This window comes from Sphingomonas sp. CD22 (genome assembly GCF_034556155.1).
GTDB lineage: Bacteria > Pseudomonadota > Alphaproteobacteria > Sphingomonadales > Sphingomonadaceae > Sphingomonas.
The window spans coordinates 1-17,228 of record NZ_JAYDYX010000009.1; the positions used below are offsets into that span (position 1 = coordinate 1).

The following is a 17,228-nucleotide window of genomic DNA, read 5'->3' on the forward strand; positions in this document are numbered from 1 at the left end:
CGGTGCGTGCCGCGCGCGATGCGATCGAGCTGCCGGTCTGGATGCAGCTCAAGGCGATCCTGCGGCCGATCCTCGGCTGTCTGGTGATGGGCGCGATCGTCTTCCCGGTGTCGCGGCTGCTCCCGACCGATCTGTCGCGGCCGTGGCTGGCGGTGGCGCTCGCCGCGCTCGCCGCGCTCGGCGCGCTCGCGTTCGGTGCGACGGTGCTCTTGCTCTGGCAGGTCGCCGGCCGGCCGCAGGGCGGTGAATCGATGGTGCTCGGCATCGCCGCCAAGTTGCGCCGTCGCCGCGCCGGCGCCGCGGGCGGTGGCGAGGGCGTGGCGGTGTCCGCCGCGCAGGAAGCGGTGCATACCGATGCGCGCGACCAGATCTTTGCGCTCGCCACCGCCTCGACCAAGGTGAGCGCCGAACCCGCCGCGGCGAGCGTCTATCGCATCCTCGACATCCTGATGCAGGCCAACCTCGTCCAACCGACCGACAATCGGGCGATAGAAGGCGAGCAATATCAGCCGCGTATCACTTTGGTCTGCGAGAGGTGCGGGCAATCCACGCCGATCAGGGGCCATGCCGCGGCGAATATCATCAGCGTTGCCGCCGGTGCCGCAGGGTTTCGCATGACCGCGAAGACGATCGAGGTCGCCGGACATTGTACGCGCTGCCCTACCCCGTCGCGCCAAGTCGCCCGCCCTTATCCGAAACGGCCATGATCCCTCGAAATGCCGCAGTGCCGCACGGCAGCATTGATGCCAGCCATGCTTTGTCCGTATTCCTTCGACGCGAATATTGATCGTGCATTGTTCAAGGAGCGGATCGCCATCGCGCTATAATGATCTCGACCGGGTCGTGCTGTTTGAATGGCACGGCGACCTTTGGCGGCGCCTGGCGTTTATTTTGTATTTACCAACATTGGCCTGGCCAAGTGTCGCTATTGGCCGATATCGCGGCCAATGCTTTCCCATTGTTGAACACGGCGGGAGGCGATTTGGCGTTGCATATCGCAGCGCATCATTGTTAGATGCCGCAACGCGTTCACGAAGGAGCCTTTGATTAATCGTGAGCATGTCGGTTCCTACCCTCATCATAATCGCGGCGCTGGTCGGATTAATTCTGATCGTGGTTTTGCTGAACCGACGGTCGAGACGCAGAAGGCGGCGCGCGTATCGCAATTATTATAAGGACTGATCCCGCTCGGTAAATTTACCGAAGCTTTCCCAGTCGCTTAGCAATTTATCACGCGATCCCTCGCGAAAGCTTGCCGGTCCGCGGCCGGGTTGTGTTAGCCTTTGCCGCCAACCTGTTGGCGTTGCCGGGCATCTCCCCGTCCGGATCGTGCCGACGTCCTGTCGGATCGGTCCGGCCGGCGGTCGATGCACGGCTCGAGCGGAAAGGGATCGGTCATCGCGACGGCAATCAATGCTTCTCTGGTGACGCCGCCAGTCGGCACGATCCGCCTTGCCGGCATCGATGCGATGCGGCTGGTCGCCTTCGTCGCGGTGGTGCTGATCCATGCGGTGTCCAACGGCGCCCGCGACGCGCCGGTCGCGGCCGACGCCATCGCGCTGCTGTCGCGCTTCGCCGTCCCCTTCTTCTTCGTCGCCTTCGGCTATTTCATGCCGCAACGCGCGCCCGAGCGCACCGCGCTGCGCCTGCTCGTCCGGCTCGCGCCGCCCTTCCTGTTCTGGGCATTGCTCTACATCCTCTATTTCCAGGGTTCGCTCGCCGAATTGCGGTCGCCCGCGATGCTCGTGCGGCTGCTGATCACCGGGCTCGACGGCCAGCATCTCTGGTTCCTGCCCGCGCTGGGCGTCGCTGGCGTGGTGTTCGCCGTCGTGCGTAGCCGGTTCGGCTGGGGCGCGGTGCTCGCGCTGGCGCTCGTCTTCTACGCACTGGCCTTCGCTTTCGGCCCGCTGCGCCTGCTGCTCGACCTGCCGAAGCCGCCGTTCAACACGCGCAACGGTCCCTTCTTCGGCCTGCTGTTCGTTGTCGCGGGCGCGTGGCTGCGCGCTCGCGACCTGCGCGTCCCGCTGCGCACCGCGCTGGCGCTGTTCGCCGTCGCCGCGCTGCTGCAGCTCGCCGAGGTCGCCGCGCTGGTCGCGGTCGGCACGATCCCCTTCCCGCGCTTCACCGATGACACGCTGATGACCATTCCTTATGGCATCGCCGCCTTCCTCGTCGCGCTGGCGATCCCGCCGACCTTCCACCTGCCGCCGCTGTTCGCGCGGCTCGCGCAGCTCAGCCTCGGCCTCTATGTCGTGCACCTGCTGTTTCTCGACCTTGCGACGCGCCTGCTGGGTCAGGCGACGCTCGCCGCCTGCCTCGGCAACGCGCTTCTCGCGGTGCTGGCCTCGGCGTTGTGCGTCCTGATCCTCGACCGGATTCCACCGATGCGCCGGCTGATCCGCTGATCCCTGCCCAAAATAGGACAGCGATCACGCGTTCTCTAAGCTTTCCCCTTTTGTTAGAGGTCGTTGCGTGCCGCATGTTGCCCGCGGTCCTCCCCCAAGCGATGAGGCTCTATGCGTATTACCATGATCGGTTCGGGCTATGTCGGCCTCGTCTCGGGTGCCTGCCTGTCCAATTTCGGTCATGACGTGATCTGCGTCGACAAGGCCGCCGACAAGATCGCCGCGCTCGAGGCGGGGCGGATGCCGATCTTCGAACCCGGGCTCGACGCGCTGGTCGCCGCCAATGTCGCGGCGGGGCGGCTGCGCTTCACCACCGACCTCGCCGCGGCGGTGGCGGGCGCCGATGCGATCTTCATCGCGGTCGGCACGCCCGCGCGGCACGGCGACGGCCATGCCGACCTCAGCTACGTCTTCGCCGCGACCGAGGAGATCGCCGCGGCAGTGACCGGGCCGACCGTCGTCGTCACCAAATCGACCGTCCCCGTCGGCACCGGCGACAAGGTCGAGGCGATCCTGCGCGAGAAGCGCCCCGACATCGCGGTGGCGGTCGTCTCCAACCCCGAATTCCTGCGCGAGGGCGCCGCGATCGGCGACTTCACCCGCCCCGACCGGATCGTCATCGGCACCGACGACGAGGTCGCGCGCAAGGTGATGCGCGAGGTCTACCGCCCGCTCTATCTCAACGAGAGCCCGATCCTGTTCACCGGCCGGCGCACGTCCGAGCTGATCAAATATGCGGCGAACGCCTTCCTGGCGACCAAGATCACCTTCATCAACGAGATCGCCAATCTCTGCGAGGCGGTCGGCGCCGACGTGCAGGACGTCAGCCGCGGCATCGGCCTCGACAATCGCATCGGCAAGAAGTTCCTGCACGCCGGCCCCGGCTATGGCGGCTCGTGCTTCCCCAAGGACACGCTGGCGCTGCTCAAGACCGCCGAGGATCACGGAAGCCCGATCCAGATCGTCGAGGCGGTGGTCAAGGTCAACGACAGCCGCAAGCGGGCGATGGGCCGCAAGGTGATCGCGATGCTCGGCGACGTGCCCCGCGGCAAGACGGTCGCGCTGCTCGGCCTGACCTTCAAGCCCAACACCGACGACATGCGCGACGCGCCGTCGATCGCGATCGTCCAGGCGCTTCACGATGCCGGCGTGACGGTGCGCGCCTACGATCCCGAGGGCATGGCCGCGGCGCGCGCGATGCTGCCCGACATCACCTATTGCAGCGACGCCTATGACGCCGCGACGGGCAGCGACGCGGTGGTGATCGTCACCGAATGGGATGCGTTCCGCGCGCTCGATTTCGAGCGGCTGAAGCGGACGATGGCGGCCCCGGTGCTGGTCGACCTGCGCAACGTCTACCGCCCCGCCGAAATCGCCGCGCTCGGCTTCGCCTACACCTCGATCGGGCGGTAAGCCGGCAGGCGCCGGTCCGGCACGACCGGCGCCCCTATTCGAACTTGCGGGTCAGCGACAGCATCGAGCGCCAGAACAGCGAGCGGTTGGTCTGGGTGCGCGCCTTGCGGACCTGGCGCTCGACCAGCGGGCGCGGGGCATAGCCGAGGAACGCCAGCCAGCCGAACCGCGCGACGCTGCCCGGCCAGCCGAACGGGTGAAGCTCGACCAGCCAGTGGATGGCCTCGGTCATCACCGTCTGGCGGCTGTCGGGCGGGCGCTTGCTGGGATCGGCGAAGCGCAGCGCCTGCATGCGATATTCGAGCGCCTGGAACGAGCGCAGCAGCGGCTGGCGAACCGCAACGCCCTGCGTCTGCGCCGCGCTGAGGAAGGCGCGTTCGAGAACCCGGTCGAAGGCGAGCCAGCGCAGCGCGGTGTCGGCGCTCCACGTCTTCTGCGAACTCGCCCAGGCGTTCTGGCCATGGACGCGATAGCCGCCGAGCACGTCGCGCAGCGAGCGCACCGGCCCGTAGAGCGGCGCGAGCTTGCTGAGATAGCCGTCGGGCGAGCGATAGACCGTCTTGGCATCGATCGGCATCACCTGGTCGAGGAAGCTGCGGACGAAGACGTTGCCGGTCGATACCGTCCAGGGATACCAGCCCGAGCGCGCCGCGCCGCGCAACACGTCGTCGGCGGAGAAACCGGGCGGGAAATGCGGGAACGGCATATTCTGGTCGGCGCCGGTGCGGTCCAGCGTCGCCAGCCGGAACTGCACCTTGGAATCGCCGGGTTGCAGCAGCGCGGTCGCGCGGCGCAGGCAGTCGGGGTGGAGCAGGTCGTCGGCGTCGAGGAACAGCACAACATCGCCCGACGCCGCGGCGAAGCCGGCGTTGACCGCCTCGACATGGCCGCCCTGCGCCTTCATCACCGCCCGGATGCGGTCGCCATAGCCGGCGATGATCGCGGCCGAATTGTCGCTGGAGCCGTCGTCGACCACGACCACTTCGACATCGGGATGATCCTGCGCCAGCGCGCTGTCGATCGCGGTGGCGAGGAATTCGCCGTAATTGTGGTTGATGACGACGACGGTAGCCCGAATGGACGGGAGCCCGCTAGTCATGTCCGCGATCCCGTCCATGTCGGATAGGAAGTCCCGCGTCGCGGCCGGCACAATACATCATAGTCTATCGTGCGCACGCCCGTTTTGGTCCTAACCGTTTGCCTCTATTCATCATGGCAATTTTGCGTGTCGTGGCAATGCCGTGATTGCCAACACCTTCAAGTCGCCAGATTAATCCACGATCCATGGCATGGCCGGTGCGGGATTAGCAAGCGCCACGCCGTCGCGGCGCCGGTGATTTCGTCCTATCGCGCATCAGCGGGCTCGGGTTGGGCGTAACCGGCGAGCTGACGGTCGAAATAGTCGATGGTGAGCTGCAATCCCTCGCGCAGCTGGATCTTGGGCTCCCAGTCGAGCTTCTCGCGCGCGAGGCTGATGTCGGGGCGGCGCTGGCGCGGATCGTCGGCGGGCAGCGGCATGTGCACGATCCTGGAACGCGAGCCGGTCAGCTCGATCACCAGCGTCGCCAGCTCCAGCATCGTGAACTCGACCGGATTGCCGATGTTGATCGGACCGGTGACGTCGTTCGGCGTGTCCATCAGCTTGACGAACCCGGCGAGCAGATCGCTGACATAGCAGAACGACCGGGTCTGCTCGCCCGAGCCGAAGATGGTGATGTCCTGCCCGCGCAGCGCCTGGACGATGAAGCTCGACACGACGCGGCCGTCGTTGGGGTGCATGCGCGGCCCGTAGGTGTTGAAGATCCGCGCCACCTTGATCGCCAGGCCATGCTGGCGGCGATAGTCGAAGAACAGGGTCTCGGCGCAGCGCTTGCCCTCGTCGTAGCAGGAGCGGATGCCGATCGGGTTGACGTTGCCCCAATAATCCTCGGTCTGCGGATGGACGCTGGGGTCGCCATAGACTTCCGAGGTCGACGCCTGGAAGATCTTGGCCTTGGTGCGCTTGGCGAGGCCGAGCATGTTGATCGCGCCGACGACGCTGACCTTGGTGGTCTGCACCGGATCGCGCTGATAGTGGATCGGGCTGGCCGGGCAGGCGAGATTGTAGATCTCGTCGACCTCGACGAACAGCGGGAAGCTGACGTCGTGGCGCATCAGCTCGAAGCGCGAATTGTCGCGCAGATGGTCGACGTTGCGCTGCGTGCCGGTGAAGAAATTGTCGACGCACAGGACGCGATGGCCGCGGGCGAGCATCATGTCGCACAGATGCGAGCCGAGGAAGCCGGCGCCGCCCGTGATGAGGATGCGTTTCTCAAGATGCATGATCGGTCCCCGAGGAGCGGATGGAGGCGGCCGGCGTCAGGATGACGCGGCTTCGCGATGGGTCTTGACGTGCCATTGCCAGGCCGAGGCGATGATGTCGCGCAAGGCCGAATGACGTGCGGTAAAGCCGAGGTCGTCGCGCGCCACCGCGACGTCGGCGACGAGCTGCGGCGGGTCGCCGGGGCGGCGGTTGCCGGTCGGCGTGGCGAGCGGCCGGCCCGACACCGCGGCGATCGCGGCGAGCACCTCGGCGACCGAATGGCCGACGCCCGAGCCGAGGTTGAAGATGCGCCGCCCGCCGGTGCCGGCGAGCAGCCGCTGCACCGCCAGCACGTGCGCGCGGGCGAGGTCGGCGACATGGATATAGTCGCGGATCGCGGTGCCGTCGGGGGTCGGGAAGTCGCTGCCGAACACCTGGAAATCGGGGAGGTGGCCGAGCAGATGCAGGATCGCGCGCGGGATGAGATGCGGTTCGTACTCGCGGTCCTCGCCCAGCTCGCCGTCGAGATCGGCGCCGCTCGCGTTGAAATAGCGTAAGCCGACGAAGTCGATGCCATAGGCGGCGGCATAATCGGCGAGCATGCCTTCGCCGATGAGCTTGGTCCGGCCGTAGGGATTGACCGGCGCCGGCAGCGTGTCCTCGGAGATCGGCAGCGTCGCCGGATCGCCATAGACCGCGCAGGTGCTCGAAAAGACGATCCGGCCGCATCCCGCGGTGCGCATGCCCGCGAGCAGGCCGATCATGCCGCCGACGTTATTGTCGTAATAGCGCGCCGGATCGGCGACGGATTCGCCGACATAGGCGTCCGCGGCGAAATGGATCACCCCCTCGGCCTCGTGATCGGTGATCGCGCGTGCGACCGCATCGGCGTCGCGGACGTCGCCCTCGACCAAGGGTCCCCAGCGCACCCGCGCCGGTTTGCCCAGGCTGAGATTGTCGTAGGTGACGGGCACGAACCCCTCGGCCGCGAGCATCTTGCACGTATGGCTGCCGATATATCCCGCCCCGCCGGTTACCAGAATGCGCCTGCTCATGCGTCGGATCTTCCTGTGCTACGGCCGTGGAATCGAAGGTGAGTTACCCAGGATCGGGACAGGATTAACGATCGGGTATTGATAACACGTATGCACACCGGCGCCACCCGGCGCGGTGCCGCCGCCCGCATCTCGGCCCGTAGCGCGGTTCGGCCTCAACGCTGCGCCATGGCATTGGCCTGCACGCGCGGCGTCCGCGTCCGCGGCACGCGTCGCCGGCGCGTCGCCACCGGGATCAGCGTCGGCAGCGCGGTGGTGATCGCGAACAGCGTCGCGTTGAACGCGCCGAAATCGACCAGCGTGCCCGCCACCGCGCTGGGGACGAGGCAGACCGCGAGGCTGTAGCGCGCGCCGATCACCACCCGGCGGATCTCGTCGCTGGCATTGCGCAGGCCGAGCGTCAGCAGCCGCAGGAAGAACAGCGCCATCAGCAGCCCGCCGATGACGCCGGTGCTGCTGAGCACCGCGACCGGCCAGCTCGACGCGCGGGTCGAGCCGACGCCGACGCCATAGCCGCCGGTGGCGACCAGGCCTTCGAGGCTGACGAGGTTCCAGCTGCTGCGCTCCGAATAGGAGCTGCTCGACGTCTTCTTGAAGATCAGGCTGTCGACGAGCTCGACCGCGCCGTTGAACATGCTGGGCGTCGCGACCACCAGCGCCGCGACGACCAGCCCCGCGGCGCCGATGACGAGCAACTGGATCAGCGCGCGCTTCTCGTCGGCGGGATGGCGCAGCGCCATCACGTTGGCGACGACCGCGAAGACGCCGAGGATGCCGAGGCCGAGGAAGGCGGCGGACGAGGTCGACAATACGGTGAACGCGATCAGCGCGAGCGCCATCGGCGTCTGGATCTTGGCATAGACGCCGCCCAGCGCCTCGCCGATCCGCGTGAAGTAGATGATCGCGCCGAACGACAGCACCAGCGCGCCATAGGCCGAGGCTTCGGTGTTGAAGCCGATGACGCGGCGCATGCCGCCGACGTCGTCGCCGTCCATGATGACATAGGTCGCGGTGCGCAGCGGCGCGAGCATGCCCGAACCCGCGGTCGCCATGTCGATCATCCCGGCGAGCAGCGCCATCGCGCCACCGACGAAGATCGCCTGATAGACCATCCGCCGCGTGTCGGTCTGCAGCAGCAACTGGTAGATCGAGATGGTGATCGCGAAGGCGGCGAGCAGGTAGAGCGGCTGGGTGATGTTGCCCGAACCGAAGCCCAATGGGCTGCGCGTGATGTTGTTGAGGCCCATGATCGGCGCGCCGTGGAACAGGAACGGCGCGGTATAGGTGACCATCAGCCCGTAGACGATGAAGGCGGTGAGCAGCCCGAGCTTGTTATAGTCGAGCAGCCCGTCGATCAGCAGATGCGGTTTGCGGCAGGCGATGAACGAGCGGATGCAGAGCAACGCCGAACAGGCGGTGTGCGGCAGGAAGGTGGTGCCGCCGGTCAGGTTGACCGGCAGGATGGCGAGCGAGCCGAAGGCGAGGCTGGCGAAGAACAGATACAGCGTCCAGCGGATACCCGACACCGCCGCAGCGAAGAACAACAGCCAGAAGATTGCTAGAACGACCATTACAGACCCTTATCGGGGCACGTGTGCCATCGCCTGCATCCCTCCACCCCGAAAGGTGGCGGCGCAGTCTCGCGTGATGGGCACGCACCATCCGTCGACCTGATCCCAGGCATAACAAAAGCGTAGCATCGCCTGTCGCGCAAGGCTATCCTCGCCCGCGTAACCCGTGCCAAAACGGGCAGTTACTAAATATTGACCCGTGCTGGTCATATGGGGACATGAACGCGGCGCATATCGGAGCCGGTCGTGTGCGCATATGGCGCGGCGGGGCCGTCGGCCATTCTCCGACCCGATGCGCGCAGTCAGGAGTATGCCAGTGAACACGCTAATCCTGGGGACGCCCGAGTGTGACAGGCCGGGGATCACGCGGGTCATCACCTTCGTCAGCGACCGCGGCTATGTCGGCCAGGCGCTGATCGCCGCATCGCAGCTCGCCGCCCAGCCCGACGTCGTCGCAATCGCCGACATCATCATCTACCTGATCGACATTCCCGACGAGGAACAGGGCGCGATCCAGGCCGCGCTCGCCCCCGCGCGGTTCAACTTCCGCTTCCTCGACAGCCGCCGCTTCATTCCCGACAGCGTCGACCGGCTGCCCGACCTGCATTGCCCCAGCTCGACACTGGGCCGGCTGGCGGTCGAGGCGGAGATCCCGGCGCAATATGAGACGGTCATCTATATCGACGGCGACGTCCAGATCGTCGGTCCGGTCGCGCCGCTGATCGGCTACGATTGTCCGCCCGGCACCCTGCTGGCGGGGACCGACCGGCTCGACAACGGCGGCCGATATGCCAATCCGCAATCCTATCTGAAGGGCATCGGCATCGACCGGGTCGCGGATTATTTCAACGCGGGCGTGATGATGGCGTCGCGCGAGGCGTGGCGGACGTTCACCACGCAGGCGCTGCGCTTCCTCGCCGAGAACCCCGAACGCTGCAAGCATCACGACCAGAGCGCGCTCAACGCGGTGGTCGCGGCGCAGCGGCAGGTGATGCATCCGCGCTACAATTATACGACCTGGTTCCGGCTCGCCGATCTCGACCGCTCGGTCGGCCCGCGGATCGTCCATTTCACCGGCCCGGTCAAACCGTGGAACACCACCAACGGACCGTGGGAGCCGGGCCACCGCCAGGTCTATGTCGATTTCCTGGAAGCCTATCCGTATTTCGCCAAATATCTGAAGGTCGACGCCAGCAAGAACATCGATCCGAAATATCTCACCGGTTCGTTGGCGATGCGGGCGCGGCGGATGGCCAAGGCGGCCAAGGAGGCGGCCGAGCACCGCTGGCAGGCGGTGCTGCTCAAGCGGTTCCTGCGCAGGACTTTTTTCACGCCGCGCGATTGAGTAGACGCGCCGACATGCGCCGCCCCGATCGCCGGGCGGCCGCCGGATCGCGGGGAGCGGCCCGGCATTGGATAAGGGTGGCATTGCGGCGATGACGGACAAGTCAGGGGGTGGGTCAGGGACCGGGTCGGGGGTCGGGCCGGAGGCCGGGCCAGAGGGCGGGCCGGGGGTCGGCAGCCGGACGGCGGGCAGCGTGGCGTGGCTGATGGCCTCGCGGCTGATGGCGCGCGGCATCGATTTCACCACGCTGATCGTGCTCGCGCGGACGCTGTCGCCGCAGGATTTCGGGCTGATCTCGGTGGCGATGACGCTGATCTTCATCGTCGAGGCGGTGTCCGAACTGCCGATCGTCCAGTCGCTGGTCCGGCTCGACCAGATCGGCCGCAGCCATCTCGACACCGCCTTCACCATCGGCGTGCTCCGCGGTGCGATCCTCGCGATCGTCATCGCCGGTGCCGCCTGGCCCTTCTCCTGGGCCTATGCCGATCCGCGGCTGGTGCCGCTGATCCTGTTCCTCGCGCTGTCGCCGATCGCGCGCGGGCTGCAGAGCCCGGCGATGGTGCAATATGCCCGCCGCATCGACTTCCGCCGCGATCTGGTGATCGAGATCGTCAGCAAGGTGTTCGGCTTCTCGGTCGCGGTCGTGCTCGCGGTCACCACGCACAGTTACTGGGCGATCGCCGCGGGGACCGTCATCACCCCGGTCGCCAGCATGGTGCAATCCTATTGCTTCGCGCCGTTCCGGCCGCGGCTCGGCCTGACGCAATGGCGCAGCTTCGCCGGCTTCCTCGGCTGGGCGAGCCTCGCGCAGGCGCTCGCCGCGCTGAGCTGGCAGTCGGACAAGCTGATCCTCGGCCGCTTCATCAGCAAGAGCGACCTCGGCCATTTCTCGATGGCGGCGGACCTGTCGTCGGTGCCCGAACAGGTGCTGGTGACGCCGGCGATGCGGCCGCTGATGGCCGGCTTCGTGACGATGAAGGAGTCGCGCGAGCGGATGGCGCGCGCCTATCTGCGCATCTCGCAGACCCTGCTCACCATCGCCGCGCCGGGGATGATCGGGCTCAGCCTCGTCGCCGACCAGGTGGTGCCGGTGGTGCTCGGCGGCAATTGGATCTCGTCGATCCCGATGCTGCGCTGGCTCGCGCTCGCGCCGGTGTTCGTCGTCTGGGTCTCGCCGCTCGACCCGATGGCGATGGCGATGGACCGCACCTCGATCTTCCTGCGCCAGCGCGTCGTCGAGATCCTCGTCAAGCTGCCGCTGCTGATCGCGCTGATCTGGCACTATGGCGTGATGGGCGCGGTGATCGGCCGGGTGGCGACCAACGCGATCCTGATGCTGGTGACGATGGGCTATGTCCGCAAGCTCGTCGGCCTCGGCATCGTCGCGCAACTGCTCGCGCCGTGGCGGATCGCGCTCGCCACCGCCGGCATGGCCGCGGCGATCCTGCTGCTCCCCGATGCGATGCGCCAGTCGCTGTCGCTGGTCGCGGTGATCGGCACCGTCGTGCTCGGCGCCGCGGTCTATGGCGCGATCCTGCTCGGCTCCTGGGCCGCGGTCGGCCGTCCCGAGGGGCCGGAGAGCATGGTGGTCGACCGGCTGTCGCAGATCGGGCGGCGGTTCGGGCAACGCGGCCGCGCCTAGGCGATCGGCGCAGCGATGACGGCCTTTGCATTCCTCGGGGCGGCGCTGGCCGAGATCGCCGGATGCTTCGCCTTCTGGGCCTGGCTGCGCCTCGGCCGATCGATGTGGTGGATCGCCCCGGGCATCCTGTCGCTATGCCTGTTCGCTTATTTGCTCACGCTGCCGACCGCGCAGCAGGCCGGCCGCTCTTATGCTGTCTATGGCGGCGTCTACATCGCATCCGCGGTTCTCTGGCTGTGGCTCGCCGAAGGGACGAAGCCGGATCGCTGGGACATCCTGGGGGCGTGCGTGTGCCTCGCCGGCGCGGCGATCATCTATTTCGGACCGCGCATCGCCTCCGGGACCTGACCGGCATGTCTCCGGTCTAGAAGTCGAGGATCCGGTCGGGGCGCAGTTTGCCGGTCAGCAGGTCCTTCACCGCGCGCCAATTGCCCGCGACGCGGCCCTTGCGGTCGATCCAGGGTTCGGGCTTGAACGCCTTGGCGTGGTTGCTGCCGACGTTGCGCGCCATCAGCCACAAGGCGTCGCGCGGCGTCATGGTCCCCTTGCGGATCAGATAGAGCGGGTTGGCGACCTGCGAATAGCCGAGGCGGAGCCCCGGACTGCGCCCGCCCTTGACCCCCTGATGCACCCCGACGAAGGCATGCGTCCGTTCGACGCGGCCGCGACCGCGCAACCGCCGCGAGAAGTCGACGTCCTCCTGCCAGGCATAAAGCGGCAGCTTTTCGTCGAAGCGGACGTCGCGGATCGCCGAGCAGCGGAAAGCCATGTTGCAGCCATAGGTGCCCATCGCCTTGATCAGACCGGTGTCGATCGGGCGATCCTCGGCATCATAGGCCGCGACCAGCGTCGTCGCCGTCTCGTAATCGACGCCGGCGCTGTGGATGCCGTCGGCAAGCAGCTCGCCGCTGGTGCCGACGAGATCGGGATGCGCGGCGAACACCGCGGCGATCCCCTCGATGCAGCGCCGGCTCGGCACGTAATCGTCGTCGAAGAAGGCGACCACGTCGGGCGCGCTGGTCAGCGCATCGAGACCCGAATTGCGCTGGTGGCACGAGCCCTTCGGCCCGCGCAGCACCCTGACCGACGGATCGGCGAAGCCCGCCGGAATGTCGGCGTCCGAGGCGATCGAGAAGATGATCTCGCTCGGGGTGAGCGTCTGGCGGCGGGCGTGGTCGACCCAGCGGGCGAGCTCGACCGGGCGGCCAACGCTGGCGATGACAATGGCGACCTTCATCGGGCGTTCCTCGGCTGGCCAAACAGGATGTGCGGGCTCATGCGCGCTGCGCCGACGGCAGGCAGCGGCGCAGCGCGTCGACCAGCAGGTCGCCGGCGCGGGCCCAGGTGAAGGCGGCGGCCTGCGCCGCGCCGGCGTCGCTCATCCGCTGGCGCAGGGCCGCATCGTCGCGCAGGCTGCGGATCTGCGTCCGCCACGCGTCGGGCTGGTCGGGATCGGCGTAGAGCGCCCCCTCCCCGCAGGCTTCGGGCAATGCGCCGCAGGGCGCGACGACCGCCGGGGTACCGAGGATCATCGCCTCGAGCGGCGGCAGGCCGAAGCCCTCGGTGGTCGAGGGCATCGCGAAACACAAAGCGGTCTCGAGCAGGCCGCGCAGCTCGCCGTCGTCGATCATGCCGGTGAACAGCACGTCGTCGGGCAGGAAGGGATAGGCCGCACGCATCTCGTCGGCGCCGGCCTTGCCGAGCAGCACCAGCCGGACGTCGCCCATCGCGCCGTCGGCGAAGGCGCGCAGCAGCACCGCGATGTTCTTGTGCGGCTGCGTCGTCGCCAGCGCGACGACGTAGCGGCGCTCGGCGAGCCCGAGGCGGCGGACGGTGCCGGCGTCGCTGGCGAAGCCGAGGATATGGTCGACGCCGTTGGGGATCACGGTGATCCGATCGGCGCGGGCGACCTTGTGGTCGACGAGCTGCTGTTTGGAGAAATGCGAGACGGTCAGGATCTGCAGATTGCGCCGGCCGAGCCGCGGCAGCAGGAAGCGATACCAGCGCACGAAGGCGGACGAATAGGATTGCGGCGCGGTATAGACCTGCGCGTCGTGGATCATCGTGATGCCGCGCTTGGCAGCGAGCGGCCCGACGTTGGAGAGCGACAGGATGACGTCGCCCCTGCCCTGCCGCGGCAGCGTGAACTGTTCCCAGACCTGGCCACCGCGACGGCCGGCCTGATGCACCGGCAGGCCGGCGATCGTCGCCGCGGCGTCGCCGTGCGGCGCCTCGACCTGCACCCCGGCGGGGAACAGGCGCAGCAGCTCGTCGCGGCGCGCGCCCAATTGGTGGAGCAAGGCGGTGGCGACGCGCTGGACGCCGGTCGGCCGGGCATAGAGGAACCGCCCGTTGACGAGCAGCCGCCCCGCCCCCGCGGGTCCGCCGGTCATGTCCTTGCGCAATCCGTTCCCCCTTTTCGCGTCCGTCGCGGCTCTAGCGGCTGCCCTTGGCCGCCAGCACCGCAGGCACCGTCATCATCATGATCTTGATATTGAGCCCGAGCGAACGATGCTTCGAATATGCGACGTCGAGCGCGACGCGGCGCCGGTAGGTCGTGTCGCTGCGCCCGCTGACCTGCCACAGGCCGGTGATGCCCGGCCGCACCCGGCAATAATCCTGGAAGCGGCGGCCGTAGCGGACCACTTCGGCGTTCACGATCGGCCGCGGTCCGACGATGCTCATCGTGCCGTTGATGAGGTTGAAGAATTGCGGCAGCTCGTCGAGGCTGCTCTTGCGCAGGAAGCGGCCGAGCGGGGTGATGCGCGGGTCGTTGCGCAATTTGTGGTCGCGCGCCCATTCGGCGCGCGCGGCGGGATCGTTGGCGAGCAATTGCTCGAGCCGGTCGGTCGCGTCGACCACCATGGTGCGGAACTTGAGGCAGCGGAATTCGCGTCCGTTCCGCCCGATCCGCGGCTGCGCGAAGATCAGCGGCCCGGGATCGCTAGCATAGATTGCGATCGCCAGGCCGATCAGCAATGGAGCGAAGACGATGATGGCGATGATGCCGACGACGAGATCGAGCAGACGCAGGATCATTTCGTTGACGTGATTTTCGGATGGGCGATCGGACACGCGCAGTTCACCGCCCCTTTCCTGGGTTAGATACATAACGACAACCCCTTCACCAGCCCCATCGCACCGCGCCCGTTGCGGTAAGGTTAATACCGCCGAAATAATTCGCGCGCCACTCGGCATCATGGCCGGTTTTGCCGGCGCTACATCATACCATCCTGATAACGGTAGATATTTCCATCACAAGTGTGCCCAGATCGGCACAGCTGGCCGGCGCAACCTGTCGTCTGCCGGGCCAAAGCGCGATTTTCCGTCCGATCATGCGACCGCCGGGCGCCGGCGTTCGGCCTGCCCTCGCGTTTCGCCGACAAGTGATTGGGAAATCTCGACATGGCGGCGCGCAAAGGCATAAGAACTGAGTCCGTCGGGACCCATCCGGCGCTGCGCGGCGACCGCTTGGACGTAGCGCTTCTCGGGGTCGGACAATAAGGCGCCGATCGCGCGCTCGAGCCCGTCGACGTCCCTGCTGGCATAATAAGTTACCGAATCGGCATCGAAATAATCGCGCAATCCGCCGACGTCGCTGGCGATCGCGGCGACGCCGTTGAGCGCCGCCTCCTGCAGGACGGTGATCCCCGAGGCATGGGCGTTGGGCGACAGCGGCACGATCGCGATCGTCGCCTGGCGATACAGCGCCTTGAGGTCGTCGTTATTGTCGACCCCGGCGATCTCGACGTTGGCGATGCCCTCGGCGAGCGCCGCGGGGCATTTGGTCGAGACGATGCGCAGCCGCCAGTCGGGATGCCGCGCCACCGCCTGGATCAGCGTCGGCCAGTCGCGATGCACGTCGTTGCCGACCGCGATAATCAGCTGCGGCTCGCCCGCCTGGCCGCGCACGGGCGGCGTCTGCTCGCTGGCGTTGATCCCGAACAGCACCAATTCGCTGGGACGGTCGGCGAGGCGCTGGCGCGCCATCTCCAGATTCTCGCGCGAATGGAAGGTCAGTATGTCGGCGCTGCGCATCAGCCGACGGTAATAGGCACGGTGCAGGCCAGACAGCCGGTCCCAGCCATCCATCAGCCAGACGCTCTGCGCGAGCAGCTTGGGCCGCTCGGCCGGCGCGAGCCGCTGCAGCGCGAACACCTGGCTGACCGCGAGATGCTGCGATTCGGTGTGCGTCCAGACCACGTCCGCGGCGCGGATCGCCTTGCGATTGCGCCAGGCGTGCAGGACGTCGAAGCCGAGCACGGCGCGCAGCCCGAGCCGCACCAGCCGACCGAATTTGCCTTCGGGATGATCGACCGACTTGGTCATCGCCTCGACCATCGGCATGGCATGGCGATAGCCATAGGGGTCGCGTTCGTTGACGCCGATCAGCTCGCCGCTGTCGAACCTGCGACCCCACCGATCCTCGCCGAAGCCATAGGCCAGGTGGACATGAACCTTCATGATCATCGTCCTATCTCAATCTGTTGGCAGCGAGCTTAACATCGCGACATTGCAAATCACTGACGCGGCTCACTGACGCGGCCGCTTGACGTAGGCCCGCACGTAATCGACCGTCATCGCGCGGTCGTCGGGCATCTTGTCGATCGGCCAGCCACCACCCGCGCCCAGGTTGATGAGCAGCATCTTGGGCTTGAGATACTCGGGCGCCGACGCGAAACAGGCGACCGAGCGGCCGTCGAGGAAGACGTTGATCGCGTCCTTCTCGACGCTGACGCCATAGCGATGCATCCCCGTGGTCAGCGAATCCGGCGGCACGCGGACCACCTTGGGGCCCTGGTCGCGGCTCTTGCCGTCGGTCCACAGATGCGTGGTGGCGAGGAAGGTGGCGGGATCGCGGCCGTAATGTTCGAGCGCGTCGATCTCCGGCGTCGTCTCGCCCTTCTTGCCGAGCGAGCCGAGCCAGAACGCCGGCCAGACGCCGTCGCCCTTGGGCAGGATCGCGCGCATCTCGAAATAGCCGGTGCGCTGCAGGAAGCCGCGGCCCTGCGCGTCGCTCGACGACAGCAGCCCCGAATGCCATTTGCCCTGCGCGTCGCGCTTCATATGGATGGTCAGCAGGCCGTCGCGCACCGAGAAGGGAAAGCCGGGCTGCGGATCGACGAAGGTCGAACTGCCGAAGTCGCCGTTCCACGGCGTATGCGCGGTCCAGCGCGTGCCCGGGCCGCGCGCGGAGACGTCGAGCGTGTCGAACGGCTCGTCGAAGGTCTGGCGATACTGGCGCAGGTCGATCGTCGCGGCGCATTTGGGCAGCGGCGTGCAGGCGGCGGTGGTGGCCAGCGTCAGCGCCGCGCAGCCGGCCATGCCGGCCGACAGCAGGCGGCTGCGCTCGGCGTGGGGGCGATCCGGACGCGTGCCGGCGATACGGGGCCAAGGGCGCGTCCAAGGGCAGGTCCTGGGCAGGAATGGGATCATGGCCACCTTTGCCTTCCATGGTTGGGGGAGCAGCGCGCCGGCCCTTTGCGGGCCATCGC

At 67.4% G+C, this 17,228-nt stretch carries 14 protein-coding genes and 1 pseudogene; 6 read left to right on the forward strand and 9 right to left on the reverse strand.

The genetic code is table 11. The annotated features are described in order from the left end of the window. The 3 genes and pseudogenes from SFC76_RS16335 to SFC76_RS16345 form a co-directional block, all read left to right on the forward strand. Positions 1 to 707: pseudogene (locus SFC76_RS16335) on the forward strand (hypothetical protein); the annotation flags it as partial. A 717-nt stretch (positions 708 to 1,424) separates the two neighbouring features. Then, entirely contained in the window at positions 1,425 to 2,405 is a 981-nt protein-coding gene (locus tag SFC76_RS16340; protein ID WP_322850469.1) for an acyltransferase, read from the forward strand. Between the two features lie 111 nt (positions 2,406 to 2,516). Beyond that, positions 2,517 to 3,818 (forward strand): UDP-glucose/GDP-mannose dehydrogenase family protein, encoded by a 1,302-nt coding sequence (locus SFC76_RS16345; protein WP_322850470.1) that lies wholly within the window; start codon positions 2,517 to 2,519, stop codon positions 3,816 to 3,818. A gap of 34 nt (positions 3,819 to 3,852) precedes the next feature. On the opposite strand, the gene SFC76_RS16350 is transcribed toward SFC76_RS16345, so the two are convergent. The 4 genes from SFC76_RS16350 to SFC76_RS16365 form a co-directional block, all read right to left on the reverse strand. Next, on the reverse strand, positions 3,853 to 4,917 hold the full coding sequence (locus tag SFC76_RS16350) for a glycosyltransferase family 2 protein (protein WP_322850471.1): 1,065 nt from the start codon (positions 4,915 to 4,917) through the stop codon (positions 3,853 to 3,855). Between the two features lie 245 nt (positions 4,918 to 5,162). Further along, positions 5,163 to 6,140, reverse strand: coding sequence for a UDP-glucuronic acid decarboxylase family protein (locus SFC76_RS16355; RefSeq protein WP_322850472.1), 978 nt, complete (start codon positions 6,138 to 6,140; stop codon positions 5,163 to 5,165). 36 nt (positions 6,141 to 6,176) lie between these two features. Further along, positions 6,177 to 7,175 carry a UDP-glucose 4-epimerase GalE gene (gene galE, locus SFC76_RS16360; protein ID WP_322850473.1) on the reverse strand — a complete coding sequence of 333 codons (999 nt, stop codon included), beginning with the start codon at positions 7,173 to 7,175 and terminating at the stop codon, positions 6,177 to 6,179. Between the two features lie 155 nt (positions 7,176 to 7,330). Further along, complete coding sequence (locus tag SFC76_RS16365) at positions 7,331 to 8,746, reverse strand: hypothetical protein (RefSeq protein WP_322850474.1); 1,416 nt, start codon at positions 8,744 to 8,746, stop codon at positions 7,331 to 7,333. Positions 8,747 to 9,062: 316 nt separating this feature from the next. Here SFC76_RS16365 and SFC76_RS16370 point away from each other — a divergent pair, with 316 nt between their 5' ends. From SFC76_RS16370 to SFC76_RS16380, 3 genes are all read left to right on the forward strand, one after another. Continuing rightward, positions 9,063 to 10,091 (forward strand): glycosyltransferase family 8 protein, encoded by a 1,029-nt coding sequence (locus SFC76_RS16370; protein ID WP_322850475.1) that lies wholly within the window; start codon positions 9,063 to 9,065, stop codon positions 10,089 to 10,091. A 193-nt stretch (positions 10,092 to 10,284) separates the two neighbouring features. Then, positions 10,285 to 11,733: a lipopolysaccharide biosynthesis protein gene (locus SFC76_RS16375; RefSeq protein WP_322850476.1), complete on the forward strand. Its 1,449-nt coding sequence runs from the start codon at positions 10,285 to 10,287 to the stop codon at positions 11,731 to 11,733. A 15-nt stretch (positions 11,734 to 11,748) separates the two neighbouring features. Beyond that, complete coding sequence (locus SFC76_RS16380) at positions 11,749 to 12,081, forward strand: YnfA family protein (RefSeq protein WP_322850477.1); 333 nt, start codon at positions 11,749 to 11,751, stop codon at positions 12,079 to 12,081. Positions 12,082 to 12,097: 16 nt separating this feature from the next. On the opposite strand, the gene SFC76_RS16385 is transcribed toward SFC76_RS16380, so the two are convergent. The 5 genes from SFC76_RS16385 to SFC76_RS16405 form a co-directional block, all read right to left on the reverse strand. Then, positions 12,098 to 12,970, reverse strand: coding sequence for a glycosyltransferase family 2 protein (locus SFC76_RS16385; RefSeq protein WP_322850478.1), 873 nt, complete (start codon positions 12,968 to 12,970; stop codon positions 12,098 to 12,100). A gap of 37 nt (positions 12,971 to 13,007) precedes the next feature. Continuing rightward, complete coding sequence (locus SFC76_RS16390; RefSeq protein WP_322850479.1) at positions 13,008 to 14,126, reverse strand: glycosyltransferase family 1 protein; 1,119 nt, start codon at positions 14,124 to 14,126, stop codon at positions 13,008 to 13,010. Positions 14,127 to 14,169: 43 nt separating this feature from the next. Further along, positions 14,170 to 14,772: a sugar transferase gene (locus SFC76_RS16395; protein WP_322850480.1), complete on the reverse strand. Its 603-nt coding sequence runs from the start codon at positions 14,770 to 14,772 to the stop codon at positions 14,170 to 14,172. Positions 14,773 to 15,066: 294 nt separating this feature from the next. Next, entirely contained in the window at positions 15,067 to 16,197 is a 1,131-nt protein-coding gene (locus SFC76_RS16400; protein ID WP_322850481.1) for a glycosyltransferase family 4 protein, read from the reverse strand. A gap of 69 nt (positions 16,198 to 16,266) precedes the next feature. Further along, positions 16,267 to 17,169 carry a glycoside hydrolase family 16 protein gene (locus tag SFC76_RS16405; RefSeq protein ID WP_322850586.1) on the reverse strand — a complete coding sequence of 301 codons (903 nt, stop codon included), beginning with the start codon at positions 17,167 to 17,169 and terminating at the stop codon, positions 16,267 to 16,269. Positions 17,170 to 17,228: the final 59 nt, after the last annotated feature.

What these genes read in the sequence shown, in the direction of transcription:
- SFC76_RS16345 (WP_322850470.1), top strand. Translation starts at nt 2,517, where the DNA reads ATGCGTATTACCATGATCGGTTCGGGCTATGTCGGCCTCGTCTCGGGT.
- SFC76_RS16350 (WP_322850471.1), bottom strand. Translation starts at nt 4,917, where the DNA reads ATGACTAGCGGGCTCCCGTCCATTCGGGCTACCGTCGTCGTCATCAAC.
- SFC76_RS16355 (WP_322850472.1), bottom strand. Translation starts at nt 6,140, where the DNA reads ATGCATCTTGAGAAACGCATCCTCATCACGGGCGGCGCCGGCTTCCTC.
- galE (WP_322850473.1), bottom strand. Translation starts at nt 7,175, where the DNA reads ATGAGCAGGCGCATTCTGGTAACCGGCGGGGCGGGATATATCGGCAGC.
- SFC76_RS16365 (WP_322850474.1), bottom strand. Translation starts at nt 8,746, where the DNA reads ATGGTCGTTCTAGCAATCTTCTGGCTGTTGTTCTTCGCTGCGGCGGTG.
- SFC76_RS16380 (WP_322850477.1), top strand. Translation starts at nt 11,749, where the DNA reads ATGACGGCCTTTGCATTCCTCGGGGCGGCGCTGGCCGAGATCGCCGGA.
- SFC76_RS16385 (WP_322850478.1), bottom strand. Translation starts at nt 12,970, where the DNA reads ATGAAGGTCGCCATTGTCATCGCCAGCGTTGGCCGCCCGGTCGAGCTC.
- SFC76_RS16390 (WP_322850479.1), bottom strand. Translation starts at nt 14,126, where the DNA reads ATGACCGGCGGACCCGCGGGGGCGGGGCGGCTGCTCGTCAACGGGCGG.
- SFC76_RS16395 (WP_322850480.1), bottom strand. Translation starts at nt 14,772, where the DNA reads ATGATCCTGCGTCTGCTCGATCTCGTCGTCGGCATCATCGCCATCATC.
- SFC76_RS16400 (WP_322850481.1), bottom strand. Translation starts at nt 16,197, where the DNA reads ATGAAGGTTCATGTCCACCTGGCCTATGGCTTCGGCGAGGATCGGTGG.
- SFC76_RS16405 (WP_322850586.1), bottom strand. Translation starts at nt 17,169, where the DNA reads ATGATCCCATTCCTGCCCAGGACCTGCCCTTGGACGCGCCCTTGGCCC.